General features: G+C 64.2%; 13 protein-coding genes. 5 read left to right on the forward strand and 8 right to left on the reverse strand.

Features of this window, described 5'->3' with window-relative positions:
- Positions 1-3: 3 nt before the first annotated feature.
- The 7 genes from AC3WQR_RS00575 to AC3WQR_RS00605 form a co-directional block, all read right to left on the reverse strand.
- A complete protein-coding gene (locus tag AC3WQR_RS00575; RefSeq protein ID WP_492740891.1) occupies positions 4-4,824 on the reverse strand; it encodes an RHS repeat-associated core domain-containing protein in 4,821 nt (1,606 codons plus the stop codon).
- A gap of 66 nt (positions 4,825-4,890) precedes the next feature.
- Complete coding sequence (locus tag AC3WQR_RS00580; RefSeq protein ID WP_492740892.1) at positions 4,891-8,058, reverse strand: type VI secretion system Vgr family protein; 3,168 nt, start codon at positions 8,056-8,058, stop codon at positions 4,891-4,893.
- An 89-nt stretch (positions 8,059-8,147) separates the two neighbouring features.
- A complete protein-coding gene (locus tag AC3WQR_RS00585; RefSeq protein ID WP_492740893.1) occupies positions 8,148-9,449 on the reverse strand; it encodes a hypothetical protein in 1,302 nt (433 codons plus the stop codon).
- Positions 9,450-9,467: 18 nt separating this feature from the next.
- Complete coding sequence (locus AC3WQR_RS00590) at positions 9,468-10,730, reverse strand: pentapeptide repeat-containing protein (RefSeq protein WP_492740894.1); 1,263 nt, start codon at positions 10,728-10,730, stop codon at positions 9,468-9,470.
- Entirely contained in the window at positions 10,727-13,951 is a 3,225-nt protein-coding gene (locus AC3WQR_RS00595) for a metallophosphoesterase (protein WP_492740895.1), read from the reverse strand. Before AC3WQR_RS00595 ends, AC3WQR_RS00590 begins: the two co-directional genes overlap by 4 nt.
- A 3-nt stretch (positions 13,952-13,954) precedes the next feature.
- Positions 13,955-14,998, reverse strand: coding sequence for a DUF4123 domain-containing protein (locus tag AC3WQR_RS00600; RefSeq protein WP_492740896.1), 1,044 nt, complete (start codon positions 14,996-14,998; stop codon positions 13,955-13,957).
- Between the two features lie 68 nt (positions 14,999-15,066).
- Positions 15,067-17,586, reverse strand: a complete 2,520-nt coding sequence (locus AC3WQR_RS00605; RefSeq protein ID WP_492740897.1) for a type VI secretion system Vgr family protein — start codon at positions 17,584-17,586, stop codon at positions 15,067-15,069.
- A gap of 984 nt (positions 17,587-18,570) precedes the next feature.
- Between AC3WQR_RS00605 and AC3WQR_RS00610 the strand changes: the two genes are divergently transcribed.
- The 5 genes from AC3WQR_RS00610 (at position 18,571) to AC3WQR_RS00630 (ending at position 22,872) form a co-directional block, all read left to right on the forward strand.
- Complete coding sequence (locus AC3WQR_RS00610) at positions 18,571-18,768, forward strand: hypothetical protein (RefSeq protein ID WP_139702484.1); 198 nt, start codon at positions 18,571-18,573, stop codon at positions 18,766-18,768.
- A complete protein-coding gene (locus AC3WQR_RS00615) occupies positions 18,765-18,947 on the forward strand; it encodes a hypothetical protein (protein ID WP_139140231.1) in 183 nt (60 codons plus the stop codon). Before AC3WQR_RS00610 ends, AC3WQR_RS00615 begins: the two co-directional genes overlap by 4 nt.
- Before the next feature lie 8 nt (positions 18,948-18,955).
- Entirely contained in the window at positions 18,956-20,107 is a 1,152-nt protein-coding gene (locus AC3WQR_RS00620) for a calcium:cation antiporter (protein ID WP_492740898.1), read from the forward strand.
- 348 nt (positions 20,108-20,455) lie between these two features.
- Positions 20,456-22,144, forward strand: a complete 1,689-nt coding sequence (locus AC3WQR_RS00625; protein WP_492740899.1) for a sensor histidine kinase — start codon at positions 20,456-20,458, stop codon at positions 22,142-22,144.
- Positions 22,145-22,176: 32 nt separating this feature from the next.
- A complete protein-coding gene (locus AC3WQR_RS00630; RefSeq protein WP_070061157.1) occupies positions 22,177-22,872 on the forward strand; it encodes a response regulator in 696 nt (231 codons plus the stop codon).
- Positions 22,873-22,917: 45 nt separating this feature from the next.
- Here AC3WQR_RS00630 and AC3WQR_RS00635 read toward each other — a convergent pair whose 3' ends face one another.
- Complete coding sequence (locus AC3WQR_RS00635) at positions 22,918-23,832, reverse strand: type II secretion system F family protein (protein ID WP_062474167.1); 915 nt, start codon at positions 23,830-23,832, stop codon at positions 22,918-22,920.
- Positions 23,833-23,839 lie beyond the last annotated feature (7 nt).

Raw genomic sequence — 23,839 nt, forward strand, 5'->3', positions numbered from 1 at the left:
GAATTATCTCCTGGTACCACAAACAGCGGCACCTCCGGTGTGCCGAACTGCGTCATGAATATCGGCGGGAATAAGCTGGAGGCGCCCATCATACTGCGTATGATGCCAGCGGTAGCCTGGCGGCGCTTTTGATCCAAATCCGTTATTTGCACCAAATGCTGCGTCATTTGCAGCCCTGAAGTCTGCATCGTCGTTATTGAAACTTCCAACATTCACTTTTTTCACCGCATATCTGGAAAAATCGGGAAATCCCAACATATTAAACGGGACGCCATGCGGGTACTTGCCACGAACACTGGCCGGCAAATCGGAGCCGGTCATGGTTTTGCCCGCAAAACAGTAATTAAGCGGCCTTCTGCCGTTCACTGGACGGACGTGTGCTCCTGCGTGGGTCGGTGCTCCTGTTTGCGGTCGGCGCGGCTTTAATCCAAGTGGGTCAAGCCATTCAACTGGGTTTTTCGTATATGCGTAAAAATTCGAATCCCCGAAAAATCCAATCGGATCACTCGATACAAACCTCCCACTGTGCGGATCGTAGTAGCGATACCGGTTGTAGTGCAGCTCCGTTTCCTCGTCGAAATACTGCCCTTGGAACCGAATCGGATTCGTGATCCCCGCTACCCCGGCCGCCTTGCTGATCGCCTGCTTCGCCTCGCCCCAGGCCTTGTAATTCGCGCTCCAGCAGACCTGGCCTTCCGAGTCGGTCAACTCCTGTGGCGTGCCCAAGTGGTCGCACTGATAGAAAGCGATCTCATCAGGCCTGAACGGCTCGGCGCTGGCTTGCTGCAGCCCCTGTCCGTTCCACAACGGGTCCTGCTCGATGTCGTAGGCCCCGCCGTTGGCCTGCATCAGCGCCTTCACGTCGGTGGTGGGGCTCAGCTGAAGGAAGCGCTGTCTGCGCACCTGCACCAGCGGCACGAAGCTGTCCTTCTCGTGGACGTAGTGCACGGTGTGCGCCTGCTCTCGGGCCCTGGGGTCCAGCGGCGTTGCGCTTTCGTAGGCGAGGTTGTCGCCGTCCCAACCGAAGAGGGTCTCTCTCGATCCGCTTGTCTTGGCAATGCGCCGGCCCATCGGGTCGTAGCGGAAGGTCGTGGTGCCCTCCTCGCTCTTTGCGCTGACCATGCGGTTGAAGCCGTCCCAGCTGAAGAGGGTCTTCCGCCCGTTCTTCGTCCGTTCGGTGAGGTTGCCGTGCGCATCGTATTTGTAGCTCGTGCCGGCGTACTCTTTGAGCAGGTTGTCCAACAGCTTGCCGGGGGCCACGCCCTGTTCGCGCGCGAGTGCTGCCGTGCCGGGCTCCTTCAGTACCGGGTCGGCGATGTTGCCAGCAGGGTCGAAGGCGAACACTTCCTTGCCCAGTTGGCTCTGGGCTTCGAGCAATCTCCCGACCGGGTCGTAGCGGTAGTCCAGGCGCCCGCGCCGGCTGTCGCCGATGCCGGTGAGCTGGCCGGCTTTGTCATAGCGGTAGCTGCGACGGATGCCGACGGCGGTGGTGCTTGTGGTGCCAGGGGCTGGTTTCGTGTGGGTGATCTGCTGCTCGAGCAACCGCCCGGCAGGGTCGTAGGTTTGCGTCTGGGCCAGGCCGTTGTGCTGCTGGCGGCCGACTTCACGGTGGAGGTCGTCGCGCTCCAGGCTCAGGATGTCCTGGCCGTCGAGCAGCAGGCCGTGCACGTGGCCACTGCCGTAGGTGAGCCACTCCTGGGTGTGGCCGTCGGGGCGGGTGCTGCCGACTCTCTGGTTGAGTTCGTTGTAGCGGTGCTGCCAGATGGCGGTGTGCCCCCTGGCGAGATCGGCGTGGTGCTCACGGGTGAGGTTGCCGGCGGGGTCGTAGAACCACTGGAGCTTGGCGTCCTGGTTCCGGGCTTCGACAAGGCGGCCGTTGCCGTCGTAGGCGAAGGTTTCGGCTTGGGCTGCGGCCTCGCGTTCGACAAGTCGACCCAATGGGTCGAAGGCGAGTCGGGTGACCTGCCCTGCTTCTGCCACTTCGGTGAGCACGCCGCTGGTTGCTTCGTAGCGGTACTGGGTCACCTTGCCGTCGAAGCCGGTTTCTTCGAGCAGGCGACCGACGGGGTCGTACTTGAAGCGGTAGTGGCTGCGGTTCTCGTTGTCGAGCTGGGTGAGGCGCCCCAGTTTGTCCCATTGGTAGCTCAGCGTGTGGCCTGCAGCATCAGTGCGCCCAGCGATGAGTCCCGCATCGGCGTAGCGGTAATGGGTGCTGCGCGCCAAGGCGTCGGTGTGCGTCAGCAGGCGGCCCTCGGCGTCGTGAGCCAGGCGCTCGCTGGTCTGATCGGGGTGGATCACTTCTTCGAGCTGGCCCGGGTGATTGGCACCCGCCTGGGCTGCCGTCAGCGCTTGCTCGTCGAGCGTGGTGTAGCGGTACCTGGTGACCTGGCCGGCGGCGTCGGTGCTTTGGGCGAGGCGGCCTTGAGGGTCGTAGGTCCAGGTGGTCGTCTTGCCCGAGCAGTCGGTGTAGCTGGCGAGTTCGCCCGTCGGGGTGTAGGCGAGCTTCTTGACACCGCCCTTGGCGTCAGTGATCTGCACCGGCCGCCCGGCCTTGTCGTAGGCGTATTGGGTCTTGTGGCCGAGCGGGTCGGTTTCCTCGGTGAGGTGACCCTGCGGGTTGTAGTCGCGCCGCCAGGCGCCGCCTTCGGCATCGCGCACGCCGGTCAGGCGGCTCAGCTTGTCGTACTCGAAGTGGACCTGGCTGCCATCGGCCTGCGTGTGGGTTTGCAGGTTGCCAGCGTCGTCGTAGACATAGTCGTCGGTCGTGCCGTCGGCGTGCACATGGCGGGTGATGTTCTTGGCGTCGTCGCGGAAGAACCATTCCTCGTTCTCGTCCGGGTGGATGACGCGGTAGGTGTAGCCAAGGATGTCGTAGTAGATCCACGTTTCCTGGCCCAGCGCATCGGTCACATAGGTCAGGCGGATGTTCTCATCCCACTCCAGGCGGGTGTCGAAGCTGCCGTCGTCCGCCCATTCACGAATCGCCTTGGCCTGGGCCCCGGTGCCGTCGTAGGACAGGTTCATGCCGCGGCCCGTGCGGTCGGTGTAGCGGGTGATGAGGTGGTGGCTGTACTGGTAAGCCCAGGCGGCACCGTTCTCGTCCTGCGCCGCGACCAGATCGCCGGCCTCATCGTGGGTGTAGGCGGCGAGTTGACGAACGACCTGCCCGTCTTTTAGCTCCCATACGGATTCGATGCGCCCCGAGATCGCATGAGGCCGGATGCCAACATGCGCGAGCGTGACGTCGCCCTGCTTGCTGACGACATCGCTCAGCACCTGCTCGCCGGAAGGCAATGCATGGTCGTAGCGCAGGCCGATCGCGGCGCCGTCCTTGGCATGTTGAGCCACCAGGCGGAAGTGCTGCTTGCCTTGGGTGGCGGCCTTGCTGCCGACCGTGTCGACGAGTTCGTAACTCTCGCGCCAGTCGGCCGGTTCGCCGGCGGGCAACGGCTTGCCGAAGTCGAGCACCAGCAGCGTGTCGCGCAAACGCGTGGCACTGAATTCCTCGATGGCGTTGCGATGGCTTTGGCCTACGGCCAGCCAGGGGATGTCGTGGCTGCGACCGTCGGCGGCACGGTAGACCAGTGCGCGTCGCCCTCTGGACTCGACGACGTCGATGCGGGTCGTGTACGGGATCAGCCAGCGCGCGCCGAAACTGCCCTGGTCATAGGCTTCGAGGTCGCTGCTGTAGGTGCGATTCCATTCGATGGGCAGCGTGGCCGGCAACACGAAATCCGTGTGGGTGAAGCTCTCGCTTCCTGTGGCGAAGCTGATGGAATTGCGGGTCTTGGCCTTGGCTGCCCCCTGCTTGCAGCAGTTACCGCTGCCGGTGGCGCCAGCCTGGGTGTTCACGGCGCCGAGTTCGTGACCCGGCCTGGCGGCCTGCGCCTGGGTACCCCTGGTAGGCGGCACCACAGCGGCACGCTTGGCCTTGAATTTCTTCACAGCGGCAAACAGGCGCTTGAGCAGCCACATGATCGAGCGCTCGGTCTCGGCACTGGCCAGCGCTGTCAACTTGGCTCGCAGCGCCCCCTTGAAGTCGGTCAGGCTGCTGATGACGATGTTGACCACCGCCTTGGCCTTGTCCGGCAGGCGTGCGGCCGCCACCTTGACGGCGTAGTTGGCCGCCTGTTTGGCATAGCGGTCCGCGGCGGCGAGCATGCGGTTCCACATGCTCTCCTTCTTCGGGTTGTAGGTGTTCCTCTCCGGCTTGGGGCCCGCGATCTTGAACAGGTCTTCGCCGCCGGTGCAGCGGCGCAACACGCTGATGAGGTCGTCGACGACGCCATCGGCCTTGTCCGCGCAATTGTTCAGGATGCCCGAGAGCTTGCTCATCGCACCGTCGACAAACTTCTCGATCTCGCCCGCGATCTTGTCGTTGAGGTGCATCACCAGCACGGAGATCAACGCGTCGCCAATGTTCGAGGCGCTGTGCTTGAGCTGCTGTTTGACGAGATGCAGTGCCGGGCGCAGGCTCATGCGGGCAGCCGCCATGCTCGGCGGTGCGGGAATGATGCCGATCAGGTTAATGCCCAGGTTGACCCACGCAAGGAAATCAACAGCCTCTTTCTTGATGAATCGTCCGCTGATCAGGACGATGTCCATGATCACGTCGATCAGCGCCATGATGTTGCCGATGACAGGCAGGCTGCCCGCCACGGTGCTCAGGCGTTCCAGCGTGACGTAGTCGTTGCTGATGTCGCGCAACCACTTGTCGAAGCGCGCCGCGCCGGCACCGATGTCCTGCGGCGCGATGGCGTTGAGCGGCGCGACTGCGGTCTGCTTCTCGCGCGGCTTGGTTTCCTGCGGTCCCTGCGTTGCCATTTTTTGTGCTTCCTCGATCTGATTTGTTCTCTTCAGGCCCTCGCAGCCGGCGGGCCTGTGTCGCCGTCAACCTGCGAAGCCGGGCGTTCTGCCGGTCATGGCTGTCGCAGGGTTCGCGCCGCCCAAGGACGGCAGGCTGGGCAATGCGCCAGGCAGCTTGGGAACGACCGACGCCACCGCACCGCTCACGCTGCTCTGCGCCGCGGCAGCTGCACCCGCCAGCCCGCCATTCATGCCACCGGCCACCACACTGCCGGCCACGCCTGCTGCAGGCGCACCCATCGGGCCGAGCGCGCCGCCAACGGCCTTGCCAATAGCCTGGGTCGCTGCGCCAGAGGCCAACTGCCCCACTTGTCCCAGCAATGCCTGCGCGCCGCCTTGCTGCACGGCCTGGACGGCCGCAACGGCTTGTTGCGCCGTTCCGGCCACCTGGCCGATCTGCCCCAACGCGCCCTTGGCCCCGCCCAGAACGCCCTTGGCCGACAGCAGGTTCGCTGCAGGCAAGGCCCCTGCATCGCCTGCAGGGCTCGTCGTCGATTTCTCGTCCAGCGGCTTGGGTGGCCATTCGTGCGGTGGCCCGAAGTAACTGCCCTCGTCCCAGGGATCGCGCGGGTCCGGACCAAAAGTGATCTTGGCGCCACCGATCGGCAAGCCCGACACCGTCGCGAAACCTTTGGCATCGAGGTTGCCGCTGTGGGTGCCACCTTCCGAATCCACCACGGTGTACTCGCCCTGCTTCACGGCCTGTCGCGGCGTGCCATCGCTCTTGATGTAGTGGTTGTGCAGATCCAGTTGCCCTTTCGGCAGCTGGGTCGGCTCCGGCAGCTTGGGGGACCCTTTGCTGCTGGGGCCGACCAGGCTGTGCACGGCCGCATGCTCGCGCCAGATGCCATTGGTGCCGCTCTCGATGCCGCTCGCGTTCCAGCGCGTGTAGCTGGTGCCGCCATTGACCAGAACCTCTTCCTTGGCAGTGATGGTGATGCGATTGGCCTCCATCTTGATGTCGAGCTTGGCGATGACATTGATGCAACTCTTGAGAGCAGTGATGTCGATGTCCGCCGCTGCCGCCACCAGGCGAATGCCTTTTTCGAAGGCTGCGATGCGCACCGCGTCCTTGGCACTGACCAGCAAGCTCTTGCCCGCTGCAATGCTGGTGTGCGCCCCGCTGGTGATCGCATGGTGCTCGGTGCTCACCAGGTGCATCGAGCCACCCGTGGTGGCCTCGATCCCCGAAGGGCTGGCCAGCACCACATGCGGCTCGTTGAGCTCGGGGAACTCGCCCTCGGCCTTGTTGCCGCCGCCAGAACCCTTGATCGCATCGTTCTGCGCCTTCAGGCTTCGGGTCACCTCGTCCTGGTCGCCGGCCTCGTGTGCCTTGGCCTGTTGCGCCGCTTCGCTCAAGCCCTCGTGCAGTTCCCGTCCCTGGGTCAGGCGCTGTACCGTCTCGCCCATGTCGGTGATGTGGGCCTGGGCGTTGGCGCGCGCCTCGGTGCTGATCAGGAGCCCGTCCTGGGCCCGAATCGCACCGTGGCCGTCCGTGCGCAGCTCGAAGCCCTGGCCCCGGGCGTCCTTGCGCCCGGCGTTGTCTTCGATGCGCGTGATGTGCCCCAGGCTCAGGGAGCTGCTGTCATGGTCGCTCTTGAGCTGCGCCTGGATCTTGCCTTCGGTGTCGTCCAGCAGCAGGTGGTTGCTCTTGCCGCCGGCCTCGTTACCGCTGGTGCCTGCAAGTTCACGGCTTCTGAGGCCCGTGAGGGCCTTTTGCTCGGGCAGCTTCCACGGCGGCATGCGCTGCGCGTTGTAGACCACCCCCATGACGATGGGGTGATCGGGGTTGCCGTCCAGGCATTGCACGATGACTTCCGAGCCGACCCGAGGCGTGGAGACGGCACCGGTCTCGCCACCCGCCCAGGGGCTCATCACACGCACCCAGGCGGAGCTGCGCTCGTCGCTCTGGCCTTCGCGGTCCCAGTGAAATTGCACCCGGATGCGCCCGTACTCGTCGGTGTGGATGCTGCCCTCGGCAGACGATCCCACCACGGTCGCCGTCTGTGGCGCCATCACGCGCTGCTCCGTGCTGTGAAAGCCGCGACCGGGGCGCCAGGGAACGAAGCGGCGGCTGCAGCTGAAGCGGTTGCTGTACTGGGCGAGCTCGCCTGCGCCTTGCAGGTAGTTGTTGCTCGCGCTGTGCTCGATCTCCAGGATCAGGAATTCGCTCTCGGGGCCTGTGCCCTGCGTGCGCCCGAAGTGATCGGTGAGGCGAAAGTAGCGCCCGGGCAGTACTTGCCGGTTGTTGCCGCGCGCATCGAAGTGCTTCGCAACTGCTTCGATCTCTTCGACGCGCCGCTTGGCAAGCGCATCGCCTTCGCGGCTGGTCTTGAAGTGCCGGTGGCCGCCGTATTCGTGCACTTCCAGCTGAGGGACGTCGCCTTGCTGGTTGCCGCTGGGGGTATCGGCGTGCTGGGCTCGCGGGTTCTTGAAGTCGAAGGCGCTGACGGCCGTGTGCCCGGACACGAGGGTGCGTGCAGCACTCCACTGGTGGATGGCATCTTCTTCCTGCGCGCCGCCTTCGCGCTGGAAGCGGATGTCGGGCGTCGGCCCGTCCACGGCTTCGGCCAGTGTGGTGTCGTCGGCGAGAACGAGGGTGTGGCCTTGGGCCGTGTGTTCGTACCAGTAGCTGTAGCCGGCGGCTTCCCAGCGCCGGTGCAGGTAGTTGTGGTCGCTCTCGCCTTGGGCACCTCCGCCTTGGGCGGCCATGGTGATGGGGAGGTCTTCGCTGCGGACTTGCCACTTCCATTGCGGCAGGGTGTCGTAGTCGTTGAAGATGGCCTGGGTCTGCTCTTGCAGGTTCTGGCGGTGGAACAGGCGGTTGTTCGAGCGCAGGCGCAAGTATCTCAACCACGGACCAAGCCGGGCTTCGTAGAAGGCAAGGTTGCCGTCGGTCTTGACGAGACGGAAGGCGAAGACGATGCCGGTGAAGTGGCGCAGGCTGCCGTCCGCACGCACGAGATCGATGCACAGCATCTTGCCTTGCAGGTCTTTGAGCGCCAGGTCGGCATTGCTCGAGAGCAATTCGGCCGTGTATTCGAAGTCGCGCGACACGCCTTCGCTGGCCTCCAACCGGTTGATGACCAGCCGCGCACCCGCAGGTTCGCCGCCCTGGGGGAACGACAGGCGCAGCAGCCGGTCGTGCTGACGGTCGAGAAATGCCCCCCCGCTCTGGATACCTTCGGCCATTTGGCTCTACTCCCTCACAAGAAAACTGGTTGAAGACCACCGCCATCGGGTGGCGGCCTGCCGGTATCTGCCATGCTCGTCACAACGCCTCAGGTCGCACAGCTCGCGACGAGGGCCCTTCGATTCTTCGCAGGCCTCGTGCTTGCGATGCGCCCCGCCACCTTCTGGCATTCGGCAAGGCTTTGCTTTCCTGACGCAGCATCGTCTTGACCCGTTCTTTTCACAGCATGCAGGTAATCACTTGCCGCCTCCTGCCATTTCTCTTCGGGCCAGCCAGCGATGGCACTGAACACCGCTCTCTCACCCCTTGCCCAGATCGGATCCCCTCTTGTTCTTGGCGCGACCGCAGCGGCGAGATCTGTGGCGCGCATTCCTCCCACGCACCACTTGAACCGTCCTTTCGCCCGCTCCAGGATGGCCTGGGCAACATCCATGCGACGCTGGCTCAGGGCATAGACAAAAAGATGTTGCAGCGCCTCCTCTCCAACCCGAAAGGGAGGGGCCCGATGCTTGGCGAGCACGTCAAGCATTTCCGTCCGCAGGGGCTTCTGAACCTCCTCCTCGGCGCCGACGGCTCGCAACTGATCGACTCGGCGCAGGTCGATCGGCGGCATCAGCCATGGCGTGAGATCGTCCCGCTGCGCGAGCCGCACCACGCAGTGGGGCTGTTCCAGGTCAGGTGAATCGCCCCGCCAGGATGGGCGCTCGCTCGCAGACGCCTGCGCTTCGATCTGTGTCAGGTAGTGGTCCATCACGCGCCATGCATTGGCTTTGAACGCTTCGCCGAGCAAGCCTGTGTAAGCCACGTCGCCAGGACTTTCCTCCACTCGGCACTCGCCTGAACGGAACCGGCCCTGGAAGTGTGACGGTATGGTCCTGTACAAGGACAAGCAAGTTTTCCCGGCATCAGACAGTGCACCGAGGTCGTCAGCATCGATTGCCTTTCGGATCTTCGACGTCTGCAACTCAAAGGCAGCCTCCCACGGTGCGATTTCCACTGCATCTTGCATGAGTCTTTTTGCAGCGAACTGCTCTGATGCCCGCTTGTTGCCAATCCCCCAGGCCTGAAACAAGGCTATGGCCGCAACGAATGCGACAGCCGCCCACCTGGCCTTGACGTTGAGAGCCGCAACGACGCCGAGGCAGATGCCATACGCGATGGCAGCCATGCCGGCCCACAGCAGCCCATCGTAGGTGTCGGGAACTTGCACACCGCGCACCCCGCCGATGGCACCGAGCCCGTAGTAGAGGCGGTACCCGATCCAGAGCCCGCAGAGCACTGGGCCGACAACGATCAGTGCGACTGCGATCAGTGCGAGCGTGCCCCGCCGACACGCCCCCGATCGGACACCGTTCTTCTTGCATTCGTTCTCACCGCGCTGATCGGACATTCGCAGCCTTCTCGCGCCTCAACGTGGCAGCTTGATGTTGGAGCCTTCCAGTTTCAAGCTGCGACCGAGCCTCTTAAGGTCGGTGGTCCCGCTTTGCTTGAACTCTTTGATCTGCGCCCCGCTCATGTTCACGGACTTTGTGAAACTCACATCGTCCAGCTCCAACACCTCCGCGCGAGTGTTCGTGAAATCAGCCTCCCCAATCTCCACCTTCCTGAGCACAAGACTCTTGGTATTGAGATGCTGAGATTGCAGTTGAGGGATCTTGCTGTCGCGAATAAAAATGGATTGGCTGGTGTTCGAGGTGCGGGCCGGGTCCTTAAGAGAGAAGCCGCCGGCGATCGTGACCCCATCGGTGCCGTTACCTCCTCGTATCGAGCCTGCGCCGAAGATCGTTCCCTCAATCGCGATGGCTCTGATCCCACCTGCGAAGGCCTCGAATACATCCATGCCGTTACCTATGATCTTGCTGTCTCGCACAGTAAGACTGTTGGCGTTCTTGACGTAGCCAAGGATCACACCGGCAGTCACCCGCTCCATCAGGATGTCGCCCTTGACCGTCGCGTTCGTCAAGTTGAAGGTGCCTTCGATGGTGGTGTCTCGGATGGTGAGGGACAGCAGCGTGGCAGGCCGCATGTCAAAGCCCCCGAGCAAGCGTGAGTTCTCGATCAGCACTGCCGATCCACCGCCGTCTTTGCTGACGCTGCAATCGACACTCTCGAAGTCGCAGTCGCGAATCAAGTGCTTGGTCTCGCCGGTCACATTCGTCCACTTGGCCTTGCATTTGATGAATGCGACCTCACCGTAGCTACCGAAACTACCCCAATGGTTTGGCTCGGGATCTTTCCCGATCTGCTCGCATTGCTCGAACGTCACGTCCAGGCTGCCCGTATCGCCGACCACATGGCTGGAGCCACTGATCAGGCAGCGCTCGAATCGCACTTGCTTCAACACGCCCAGATTGAAGATGCCTGCGAACTTGCACCCTTCGAAGCTCGATTGCGCAATCAACGCTTGCTTGATGTCGTAGGCCCCCACGAAATCGCAATTGACGAACTTGATGTTTCGCCACTCCTGGCCCTGGAACTTGACACCGCTGAACTCGGCGCTATCCACCACGAGTTGCGCATCGCCCATGTCCTTCTTGCGAAGCGCCGGATCGCTCAGATAGTCGAAGGTCTTGCCGAAATCCTTGATGTTCTTCTTGCCGCTCATTTCACATCCGTACAGAACAGCGCCCGCCATCGCAGCGCCAAGTTTGAGGAATCGCCTGCGGGTCATGGCCTGGTTTTCCCTGCGGCAGAGGTTTTGCCAGCGATGGCGATCTTGGGGTCGATGTAGCCGCTGGCTTCGAAAGTCTGGGCCAACCATTTCCAATCCGGCACCTCCCCCTTCTCTCCGCCCACACGCCCAAGATCGGACATCGTTTTCCCTGCGTTCAGGCTCACCACACTGATCGGAAAAACCCATGGATCGGTGCATTGCATGTGCAGAGCCCAGTCTTCGCCTGCATCCGTCGGCCCAGGCTTTCGCAGTCCCACCTCGCAAAAGGTCGCCTGGATGCGCCGGAATGGCGAGTTGACCTGCTTGCCTACCACGCCTGTTGCGAAGGCTCTTGAGAGTGCCTCCATCCCTTCGTTGCTGACCGTCGCGCTGCCGGGAGAGCCAGGCTTGTCCAGCTTGGTGTCAACGCGATGCCATTTGCGAACGTCGTTCTTTTCAGAATCCTTTCCGCCCTCAAACACCCACAGCGTCAAGCTTTCAATACAGTTGAGCTTTCTCATCTGTCGACTCAATCGAAGCGGGATCTGCGTGTTGCCCGTGGCGAAAGGCGAAATTTCGCCAAACTCGAGCGGCGCGTCGATGTTGCCCTTCTCCGGCAGACCGTTCATCACATGCAGGTAGTCCAGCGCCACGCACAGCCTTGGCTTCTCGTTGTACGCCTTGCCGTCGTCGACGCGACAGCGGCGGGTGCTGACTTGGCTGATCTTGCCCGTGGCCGGCTCGAGCAAGGTGCCCGCAGGTGGCCGCCCCGTCCACGCGCTGAGCTCACCGTCCAGGTTCTGGTAGCCGATCGGACCACCGCAACTGCTGACGATCAGGGCCGTCTCGGTATCCGGCGGCACGGTCTGGGCTTCGTGGATGCCGGGATCCCTGGCACTGTGCACTTGCACGCGCCGCGTGGCGACGGCACGGGCGTTGTCCTGCTGCCATCGCACCTTGTACACGCCCGAGCGGTGGCTGTGGCCCGCAAGATGCCAGTCCACACCAGGACCCTTGCCGCGCCGGCCAGGTACATTGACATAGTGCTCCAGATAGACGGCCTGATTGCGTTCGCACGTACCGACATTGACCTGGTTGAATGCGCCTTTCATGCCCACCCCGGTCGTTCCGTTGTGAGGCACAAAGCTGCACCGATCCTTGGCCTTGTCCACGTTGCTGAAGGGCTCGGGCTCATCAAAGCTGACGATAGTGAAATGGCTGGCGACCGTCAGTGTGGATTTGCTCGCACCCTTGTAACTTGCCGCCTGTTTCAGCAACGTGAGTTGGTCGTTGCTGAACGACTCCACCGCCCTGGGCAAAATGCCCGCGCCCTGCCGATCCGCGCCACCGTCTTTGCCATCGATGACGTCGTAGACGTTCAGATAGTTTTCCTTGTCACCCCAGCCCAACGCAGCAATCGTCTGCACCGCGCTGCTACCGCTGGCATCGTCACTGGCCGCGCCATAGGCGACCACGCAATCGGCCAGAGGAGTGAAAAGGGCATAGAACCAATCGAACTGCCCGGTATTGAAGTTGAAGCCGCTGAGCACCTGGCCATAGGTAGGGCCATAGGCCAGACATGCCTCGTAGATGGTCATGTTGTGGTCACGACTCATGCCTTCGTTGGCTTTGCCTCGAACCCACGCGCTGGCGGCCTCCTTGTTCTCCAGGTGCTTCTGAAGTGCGGCCTTGCCCCCCGTCAGTCGGGAGACCATGCCTTCCGGCTTCTCGCCGACTTTGGGCCTTCGCGTGAGGTTCTCCAGCGCCCCGCCTATTCCTCCGAAAAAGCTTGCCTTGAGGCCGCCGAGCACGCCTGCGCCAACTTCCGCCGTGGCGCTGACGCCGGGACCGGCCAAGGCGGTGAGGTTCTCGGGATCGGCCTTGACTTCCAGTGATCCAAGTTCAAACCCCCAACTGCCCTTTTCTACCCGCGCACTGATGCCGTAGGGCACCTGGTACGCCTCGTGATTGCCGCTGGTCATGAAAACGGGCAGGCTGTGCTTGCGGTACATCTCACGGATCAGGCTGAACACGAGCATGTCGTCCAGCCCGCGCGGGTACAGCCTCTTGCCGTTGCTCGGGTCGTCGATGTTCGCCAGCAGGTTGAAGCTCTTCCATTGCTCGCCGATGGCTTTGTCACCCGTTGCGTTTCCTGCAGCAACCTGAGCAGGGTTGAGGTTGCGATTGAAATCGATCAGGTCGCCGGTGAGCAGCACCGCGTCGGCCTTGCCCGCTTTGTCGGCACCCGAAGCCATCTTCTCGAACAAGGCGCGCAGCGCATCGAAGCTGTTGCACACCTTGGTGCCGACAGGCGCATTCCATTTCGCGCCGGCCACATCGCCTTCGAGCACCTGGGCCATGCTCTTGCCCATCGCGGTATGGCGAACATTCACATGCACGTCGGAGAGGTGGCCCAGCTTCAGCGGGCGTGCGGGCATGTACTTCACGGGGTGCCAGCTTTGCAGGCGTTCGCCCGAGCCGGTTTTTTGCGGCGGCAACTGGTTGGCCGTGGTGCTGGCGCCCTTCGAGAGGTCGAACTCCTGGATGTTCGCGAAGTGGAACGGGTCCTTGGCGGATTGCTCCCGCAGGAACTTGGCAATCATCAGGTCCTGCGGCTCGGCGTGCGTGGCGTTGGGCAGGAGCTGCTTGCCGGCGTCGTTGAGCTTGACCATCCAGGCAAAGCTCATGAAGCTGCCCGAATTGATGCCCTGGAACGGCGCGGCCTTCAGATCGATCTCGATCTCGTAGATGTCGCCGCCTAGCAGATCCTTGTAGACCTGTGCCGCCATCGACGCGATAGTGGCAAAGGGCCGTCCGTGGCGATCCTTGATCAGCACCCCCGCTCCGAAGCGACCGACGCGCCAGGCGTTGATGTGCTGCGGGGCCGTTGCACAGGTGTTGCCATCGCCAAACAGCGTGCCGGTGGTCGTGTCGGTCTGGGTGCCCTTTTCCTTGATGGAGTAGAGCCTCAGATGGCGGTCGACGAAGACATGCAGGTTGGGCGCAGGTGCGGGGATGGCAGCGCCTGCACCCGAGGCCGCCTTCAAGCTCGACTCGCCGACGATGAAGATGCTGCACTTGGTCTGCCCTTCTTTGAGCAGCAACGGCGTTCCCAGGCTCGGATAAAGGATGAGCGCCGATTTGTCGACCGGGTCACTGCAATCACAAACGCCCGGGATGCGATTCTTTGCGGATTGCGCGTTGGCAGCGCTGCTGCCGAGGTTGGGAACGGTGGCCATGATTCAGCGAGCTTCGGTGCGCGGGATGTGAAAGGGATGTGCGGACACGGCAGCGAGACGTCGTTGACGCAGGGGTTCGAGCAGTGCGTGCGAATGCAGCGCAAGCACGTGCGGCGCTTCTTCGACCAGGTCTTGCCACACCGCGTTGTCGATGTCCGCAATGGCGGCACCGAGGCCTCGCTCGCCAGTGACCGCAGCGGCAAGGATGGGTTGCAGTGCCTGTGCATCGGCAATGTCGGGATGCAGGCGCAACCCCATGGCCAGCAACATGTATTGATCGGCCCAGTCGTCCAAGCCAAGGCGCCGGGCATCGTCACGCAGCTGATGCGCTAGGCGGTGTTGCAACGCCGGCGCCATGTGATCGAGTTCACCGGGCTCGATGTCGTTTTCACGCACGGAAGCGAGCATGGTTTCCGCCGTGTTGAGCTGGTCGAGTGCCAGCAGCAGCGTCTGGTCAAGCGGCAGCGGCTCGGCGCGCGGGGCTGCCCTGTTGAAACTGGGCCCCTGCATCAAGCGCGGTGAGAAATCGGCACGCCAGGCGGCCCACCAACGAAATGCCTGCATGAATTGCTGGCGATCCGCTGCGGGCCAGCAGCCGGGCATGTCCAGCCCGATGCGTGGGTCGGACCAGCGCAGCACCGCACCACAGGGTTCATCGTCCTCGATCATCGGGTCCGGCGGAATCAGGCCCTCCAGCCAGCTTCTCATGTGGCTCGCCAGGTCGCCCAAAGCGAGGGGCGAGGCCACCATGCTCAACGCATGATGAACGCCTGCATGCAGGGCCAGCGTCTCCAGCAGAGTGCCCGCAGGCTGCACCGGAAACCGGATCAACCACGGCCCCTGATCGGCGAGTTCGGATTCGGGCGTGCCTTCGAACAAGCGCTCCATCTCCAGCCCATGCACTTGCACAGCGAGGGCGATGGCCTCGCGACCGGCCATCTCGCACTGGCCGAGTTCGACCAACGCATAGCGCGGCATGCTCGCACTGCAGGCCAGCAGCACCCCCATGTCATGCACCAGTGTCTGCGCGACTTCCTTGTTGAACACCACGGGCTCGTGCGGCTGCAGACCGCCGTCGACCGGCGTCGCTTGTTGGGCTGGGTACGCTGACACGGTCACTGCCGGGGTGCCACTGCGGCAGCGCGCGCTGCCGCCTTTGCCATGCACTCTTTGCACACGGCTTGAGGTAAACGCATCTCCGGCACCGGCAGGCTCTTGGGGCCCGTCGTGATGTGGGAAGCCGCGTGCTCGCGCCAGATGCCATTGGTGCCGTTCTCGATGCCTGCTCCGTTCCAATGGGTGTAGCTGGCACCGCCGTTGATGATCACTTCTTCCTTGGCCGTGATCGTGATCTTGTTGGCTTCGGCCTTGACGTCCAGTTTGGCCAGGATGTTGATGTTGTCCTTCAGGGCCTGGATGTCGATGTCGGAATTGGCGGCGATGAGCCGCATGCCTTTCTCGAAGGCTGCGATGCGCACCGCTTCCTTGGCGCTCACCAGCAAGCTCTTGCCCGCCGCAATGCTGGTGTGCGCCCCACTGGTGATCGCGTGGTGCTCGGTACTCACCAGGTGCATCGAGCCACCCGTGGTGGCCTCGATCCCCGAAGGGCTGGCCAGCACCACATGCGGCTCGTTGAGCTCGGGGAACTCGCCCTCGGCCTTGTTGCCGCCGCCAGAACCCTTGATCGCATCGTTCTGCGCCTTCAGGCTTCGGGTCACCTCGTCCTGGTCGCCGGCCTCGTGCGCCTTGGCCTGTTGCGCCGCTTCGCTCAAGCCCTCGTGCAGCTCTCGTCCCTGGGTCAGGCGCTGCACCGTCTCGCCCATGTCGGTGATGTGGGCCTGGGCGTTGGCGCGCGCCTCGGTGCTGATCAGGAGCCCGTCCTGGGCCCGGATCGCACCGTGGCCGTCCGTACGCAGTTCGAAGCCCTGGCCCCGGGCGTCCTTGCGTCCTGCGTTGTCTTCGATGCGTGTGATGTGCCCCAGGCTCAGGGAGCTGCTGTCGTGATCGCTCTTGAGCTGCGCCTGAATCTTGCCTTCGGTGTCGTCCAGCAGCAGGTGGTTGCTCTTGCCACCAGCCTCGTTGCCGCTGGCGCCTGCGAGTTCACGGCTTCTGAGACCCATGAGGGCCTTTTGCTCGGGCAGCTTCCACGGCGGCATGCGCTGCGCGTTGTAGACCACACCCATGACGATCGGGTGGTCGGGGTTGCCGTCCAGGCATTGCACGATGACTTCCGAGCCGACGCGGGGCGTGGAGACGGCGCCCGTCTCTCCACCCGCCCAGGGGCTCATCACACGCACCCAGGCGGAGCTGCGTTCGTCGCTCTGGCCTTCGCGGTCCCAGTGAAATTGCACCCGGATGCGGCCGTACTCGTCGGTGTGGATACTGCCCTCGGCAGACGGTCCCACCACGGTCGCCGTCTGTGGCGCCATCACGCGCTGCTCCACACTGTGAAAGCCGCGACCGGGGCGCCAGGGAACAAAGCGGCGGCTGCAGACGAAACTGTTCCTGTACTCGGCCCGTGACCCCTTGGGTTTGCCCTCCGCGGTGGCGGGCTCCTGCAGGTAGTTGTTGCTCGCGCGGTGCTCTACCGAGAGGACGAGGAATTCGCTTTCAGAGCTTTCGCCTTGCGTGCGTCCGAAGTGGTCGGTCAGCCGGAACCAGCGCCCGGGCAGCACGAAGCGATTGTTGCCCTGCGCCTCGAAGCGCTTGGCCTTCGCCTCGATCTCGCCGATGCGCCGACGTGCCACACCTTCGCCTTCGAGCGACGTCTTGAAGTGACGCGCGCCACCGTACTCATGCACCTCCAGGTGAGGCACATCCCCCTGCTGGTTGTTACTGGGCATAGCGGCATGCTGCGGACGCGCGTTCTTGAAGTCGAAGGCGCTGACGGCCGCTTGCGCCGAGACCAACTCGCGCACGGCACTCCATTGGCCGATGCCATCTTCTTCTTGCGCGCCACCCTCGTTCTGGAATCGGATCGCAGGTGACGAGCCGTCCACGGCCTTGGCAAGCGTGCTGTCGTCGCACACATGCAGGGTGTGCCCTTCGGCCGAGTGCTCGTACCAATAGCTGTAGCCCGCCGCCTCCCAGCGCCGGTGCAGGTAGTTGTGGTCAGTCTCACCGCCAGCCCCGCCGCCCTGCACGGCCATCGTGTGAGGTGTATCGTCGCCGCGAACGAGCCACTCCCATTGAGGCAGTGCGCCGTAGTCGCCAAAGACGGCCTCGGTCTGCGCGCGCAACGTCTGGCGATGGAAGAGGCGATTGTTCGCCCGCAGCCGCAGGTACTTCACCCATGGGCCGAGCCGGGCTTCATAGAAGGCCAGGTTGCCGTCCGTGCGCACGAGCCGGAACTCGAAGACGATGCCGGTGAAATAGCGAAGCGTTCCGTCGGGACGCACCAGCTCGACGCAAAGCATCTTGCCCTGCAGGTCCTTGAGTGCCAGATCGGCATTGCTGCTCAGGAGCCCGACCGTGAAATCGAAGTCGCGCGACAGGCCTTCCGAAGCAGAGAGTGTGTTGACCACGAGGTCGCCACCTGCGGGCTCCCCGCCCTGGGGGAACGACAGTCGCAGCAGCCGGTCGTGCTGCCGGTCGGCGACAAGCGCCGCGAGATGACGGCTCGACGCGTCACTCATCGGATGCGACCGTGCAAGAACAATCTCGCCACGATGTGGTTCACGCGGACTCCCCCTTTGATTCTTGTTTTCAAGAAAGGCGCGCAATCACGCGCCTTTCTCAATTGCATCCAAATACATCAGGCACGCTCCCTACCTGATCATGTGAAGGTTAATTTTCTTTCTATTTGATCTCTATTTTCTCACGCGTGCCAGAGGAGTTTTCGCTGGAGAACTGCGAGTAATCCATTCGTTTTCCAATCGAGCAATGGGCTGCCTCCGATTTAAATGACGCCTTGTTGAGGTGTGAGATAAACCCGGCGGCAATTCATGGAAGTGAAAAAATAAATTGAGCCAAAAGTTCAAACTTTCCAATTCGCCGAATTTGTAAAAGCGGGGCGTGTTGGTAGCGACAGCTGTACACGACCTCGATGCGCACGAGAACGTGTTGCGCAAGGGGCGCTCCACACTTCCAACTCGTTTTGCAATGCGAACTGCTGCCAGTGGCGCGCCGGCAAGCACGCGGGGGAAGGCCACCGAATACCCAGAACGGGTGAGTGTGCTTGTTTACATTTGTCGTAAGAATGAATACTTTCAATTCCCAGTAGCCGAAGAGCCGCAGAGCTTGGTCAGGGTGGGATCTGGACAGCATGGTCACTCTGACAAATGTCGTCGACTCATTCGGTTTCCGCCTGCCCCTGCCACCTTGCTGACATGGACCGCCAGCCGCGCAGAGGGTGGATGCGCCTGTTGCCCTGGCTGCGCCTGTACCGCTGTTCCAACTGCAACAGGATGCGGCTCCTGTCCAAGCAGAAGGTGGACAGCGCCCGCCTCCTGCACGCAGCCCAGGTGCGCGCACGCGGGGGCTGAGGGCGTCGATCTCGATTTCCCTGCTATCATTTTTTCGTTCGCGCGCCCTGCGCGAACCGGGCCGAGGACGACCTCGGTCTTGCACCTTCACCTTGCAAGGGACGGCCCTTTCCTGACTTCTCGCGAAGTTTCGACATGGCCGCACTGCTCCCTTCCTGGCGCCTCGCCGCGCAACGCTTCTTCTCCCGTTTCCGTCTTTCTCGTGCCACCGTGCCGGATGCCTTCCGGCTGACGCTCGGCGCCGTGCGCCTGCACGTGCGCACGGGCGCGACCCGGCTGTCCTACCGCGCCGAATGCCCTCGCGCACGCGCCGCATCGGGGGCCGCGCGATGAACGGTCTTGATCTGCACTGGCCCGCGCTGACCATGGCGGTGGCCCTGGCCTACGCCGCCTGGCATGCGCGCCGCGAAGGCTGTGAGCTACGCGACGTGAAAGCCCTGTGGGCCGCCAGCGGGCTGAGCCTCGCCGGCAGCGGCCTGCTGGCCCTGGCTTCCCTCTTGATGTCGGAGTGACAACACCCATGACAACAACACCCTCCCCCGTCCGCCTCGTGCCGCCCGCCACCTGGGCCCTGATCGCCGCCGCCTGGCTCGTGGTCGGGCTCTTCGTCGCCTTCGGCGACCGCTGGCTGGCCGCGCCGATCAGCCCCGTGGTGGCCGGCTGCGTCTTCCTGGCGCTGTTCGTCACCATCCTGGCCGCCTCGTTCGGCGTGGTGCGCGAGGCGGACCACCTGGCGCACCAGCTGGGCGAGCCGTACGGCACGCTGATCCTGACGCTCTCGATCGTGTCGATCGAGGTGATCCTCATCGCCTCGGTGCTGCTGGGCCCGGGCGAGTTTCCGACCATCGGGCGCGACTCGATCTTCGCCGTGATGATGATCATCCTGAACCTCGTCATCGGCATCTGCCTGATCGCGGGCGCGGCACGCCACGGCGACCAGGAATACAACGCGCAGGGCGCCGGCGCCTACCTGTCGATGATCGTGCTGCTGACCGGCACGGCGCTGGTGCTGCCCAACCACACCTCGGGCGCGGGCGAGTTCACGCCGGTGCAGGCGATCGGCATGTCGGTGCTCACGGCCGTGCTGTACGGCGCCTTTCTCTGGATGCAGATGCGCAGCCACCAGCGCTTCTTCATCCAGCCGGCGCCGGGGCGGATGTCGGTGCGGGCGACCGCGCCCTCGCCTGCGGTGCAGGCCCGTCACGAAGCCCTGGACAAGCGCGCCGTGGTCGTTCGCTCGCTGCTGTTGCTCGCGATGATCCTGCCCATCGTGCTGCTCGCGCACTACCTCGCGGTGGTCACCGACTACGGCATCGGCGCCGCCGGCGCGCCCGCGGCGGTGGGCGGCGTGCTCATCGCCATCATCGTGTTCACGCCCGAGTCGATCACCGCCGTGCGCGCCGCGATGAACAACGAGATGCAGCGCGCCATCAACCTGTGCCTGGGCGCCTTCGTCTCCACCGTCGGGCTCACGGTGCCGGCCGTGCTGGTCATCGGGCTGGTCACGGGCAAGCAGGTGCTCATGGGCATCTCGGGCGCGGAAACCCTGCTGTTCGCGGTGACGGCGGTGCTGAGCCTGCTGAGCTTCAACGGGCAGCGCACCTCGCCGGTCCAGGGGCTCATGCACCTGATGCTGTTTGCGGTGTACGGGATGCTGCTGTTCCTGCCCTGAGGCCGCGCAACCGGGTTACACCGCGGCCTGCGCCTTTGCCAAGGCGGGCGGACGCCCCCGTTGAGGTACCTCACCCTCTCCGGGGCCTCCCCTGCCGGCGCCATGACCTCTCGCCACCCTCGTGCAGTGGCCCATTTATCCGCATGAAATCTAATGCAAATATAGTTACCAAATGTTAATGGAACAAGATTTCAATTGCATCTGAACACCAAAGTAGTAATGTGAACTCGTCACACGTTGTGGTCTCTGGCAAGAAAAATGTATTCCAAACTGTCACTGCCAAGCGCTCCCGTCCGTACCGCGATCTCTCGCGGTGCCTGACATGGTCCATGCACAGGATGCATCCCCATGCGAGTGCGCGGCTCCGCCCCCAGCATCGACGCCAGCCTGGCGGCGGATGCGCTCATGGTGGGACGCATGCGGCTCGTGCTGTCGATCTCGGCCCTGCTGGCGATCACGGTCGACGCCGCCGATAGCCACAACCAGGTTCCCACCACGGTCTGGCTGGCCTTCCTCGGTTACATCCTTCACAGCCTGCTGATCCACGTCTGCACGGCGGTGGGGCGGCCCTACTTCCAGGGCCGGACCATCCACTGGTCCGACGTGCTGTGGTTCACGCTGATCGTGGCGGTGACCGACGGCACCCACAGCCTGTTCTTCCTTTTCTACTTCTTCGCCATCCTCACCTCCTCGTTCCGCTGGGGCTTCGAGGAAGGCGCCCGCGTGACGATCGCCTCGGTCGCCTCGTTCACCGCCTGCGGGCTGGCCACGTGCACGGGCGACACGTCGCAGCTGCTGATGCGCACCGCCTTCCTGCTGGCGCTCGGGCACATGATCGTGTACTGGGGCGGCTCCAAGCTGGCGCTGCAACGGCGCCTGGCGCTCCTGGGCGACGTGAGCCAGCTGTCGAACCCGCGCTTCGGCGCCGGACGCACCATCGCCCGCACGATGGAGCGCACGCTGGCCTTCTTCCGGGCCAGCCATTGCATCCTGCTGACGCGCGACCTCGCCACCGGCACCTGGCTGCTGCGCACGCTGCGCGAGGACGACACCTGCGAGCAGGTGAGCATCGAGACCATCGGCCGCCTCGCGGAATCGCCGCTCATGGCCCTGGCGCCCGACAGCGTCGTGCTGAGCAGCCGCCTGCCCTGGCCGCTGAACCACCTGCGCGCGCAGCACCGTGTCTTCGAAGCCGGCACGACCGCCTGGCGCAGCGCCGACGAAGCCGGCGCTGCGCACTGCACCACCATCGCCGCCCTGCTGGAGGCGCGGGCCTTCATCAGCGCGCCGCTGCCGATGCGCCTGGGCGAAGGCCGGGTGTTCATCTCGTCGCGCGATGGGCGGCTGAGCAAGTCCGACGCGCTGTTCCTCGCCCACCTCATGGAACAGATCTTCCCGGTCATCGAGACCATCGAGGTGCTCGACCGCATGGCCTCCGAAGCCGCATCGACGGAGCGCCTGAAGATCGCGCTCGACCTGCACGACACCGCCATCCAGCCCTACATCGGCTTGCGCATGGGCCTGTGCGCGCTGCGCAAGCGGGCCGCCGCCGACAACCCGCTGCGCGAAGACCTGGACAAGCTCGCGGACGTGGCCGACGGCGTGATCGCCGACCTGCGCCGCTACGCCGGCGAAGTCAGGCACGGTGCGAACGACGATCCCGGCGGGCTCGTGCGGCCCCACCTGGAACGCCAGGCCGCGCGGATCAAGGGCCTGTACGGCATCGACATCGACATCGTGATGGCCGTCGACGGTCCGCTGCACCTGGACGACCGCGTGACCGCGGAGCTGCTTCAGATGGTGAGCGAAGGGCTGAACAACATCTGCAAGCACACCCATGCGCGCCACGGCAGCGTGCGCATCGATTGCAAGAACGGCCAGCTGGCGTTGTGCATCGAGAACGACGCCTGCCAGGAAAGCTTCACCGCCTTCCACCCCCGCTCCCTCACCGAGCGCGCCGCGGCCCTGGGCGGCCAGGCGCATGTCGACCGATGCGCAAATGGCGGCACGGCGGTACGGATCGAAATCCCGATCTGACCGCCCGCCGCAGACACAGGAAGGAGTCCGTCATGCAAACCCTCGACCATCCCGACCATCCCATTGCCGTGCTGCTCGTGGACGACCACAAGACCATGCTGTGGGGCCTGTCGAAGCTGATCGACGGCGAGCAGCCGCGCATGAAGGTGGTCGGCACGGCCAGCTGTTGCGACGAGGCGGTGGCCACGGCGCAAAGCCTCGCGCCCGATGTCATCGTGCTCGACCTCGACCTGGACGGCCACAGCGCGCTGGACATCCTGCCCCGGCTGCTGACCAACGAGGTGTCGCGCGTGATGGTGCTGACGGCCGAGAAAGAGCAACGCACGCTCGACCTGGCCATACTGCGCGGCGCGCGCGGCGTGGTGGGCAAGGACGCCTCGGCGCAGCAGCTGCTCGACGCCATCGAGCGCGTGTTCCGTGGCGAGCTGTGCGTCGACGCGCAGACCATGGGCCGCGTCTTCTCCGAACTCACGTCGGCCAGGAAGCCGCCGAAGGCCGACCCCGACACCGCGCGGCAGGCCACGCTGACGCACAAGGAGCGCGAGATCATCCGCATCGTCGCGACGGGCTGCGGCGCCTCCAACAAGGCGCTCGCCGAGCGTGCCTTCGTCACCGAGCACACGCTGCGCAACCACCTGTGCGCGATCTACCAGAAGCTGGGCGTCACGAACCGGCTCGAGCTGTACATCTACGCGATCAAGCACCAGCTCGACGCGCTGGCGTCCTGATCCGCCGCAGCGGCGCCCGGCCGGCCTTCCGGCCCGGTCGCCTCCTCACTGATGCCCGGTCAGCATCGGCCCGATCATCCGGATCACGCGGATCGCCGCCGGCGTGAGGATCACGAGCGAGATGCACGGGAAGATGCACAGCACCAGCGGCAGCAGCATCTTGGTCGGCACCTTCGCCGCCAGCTCCTCGGCGCGCACCTGGCGCTTGTGGCGCAGGTCGTCCGAAAACACGCGCAGCGACTCTCCGATGCTGGTGCCGAAGCGGTCCGCCTGGGTCAACATGGTGGCGAAGGTGCCTATTTCTTCCACGCCCGTGCGCAGCGCCAGGTTGCGCAGCGACTTCTCGCGTGTGCCGCCGGCGCGCATTTCCAGGTTGGTCCAGTGCAGTTCCTGTGCGAGCGCCCGGCTCTTGATCTGGATTTCTTCCGTGACCTTGGCCAGCCCGGCGTCCAGCCCGAGCCCCGCCTCCACGCACACCAGCATGAGGTCGGCGGCATCGGGAAAATTCTCGAAGATCTCGCGGCGCCGCGTGCGGATGCGAAGGTACAGCAGCGCGTTGGGCAGGTAGCAGCCGGCCAGCGCCGCCAGCGCCAGCCACAGCAGCATCGTCATGCCGCCCGCCGAACCCGCCGCGCGCAGCATGAGGAACGCGACGGCCGCGAAGCCCAGCGGCAGCAGCGTCTTCAGGCCGAAGTAGATGAGGTACGCATCCGGGTGGCGGATGCCGGCATTGAGAAAGCGCACGCGCATCGGCGACAGGTCGGCGTCGCCGGTCGGCGACGACAGCTGCGCGAACGGCCCGACGAGCTTGACGGCGGTCTCGGTCCAGGCCGACTTGCCGGACGGCATCGCCACCGCCTGCAGCCGCTGCGCGGTGCGCGACGGGGAGAACCACACCGCCAGGCCGATGACCGTCAGCGACACGGACAGAAAAACCAGGATGGGGAACAACATGGCCATGACGCTT

This window comes from Variovorax sp. FW305-3-2-15-B-LB1 (assembly GCF_058787635.1).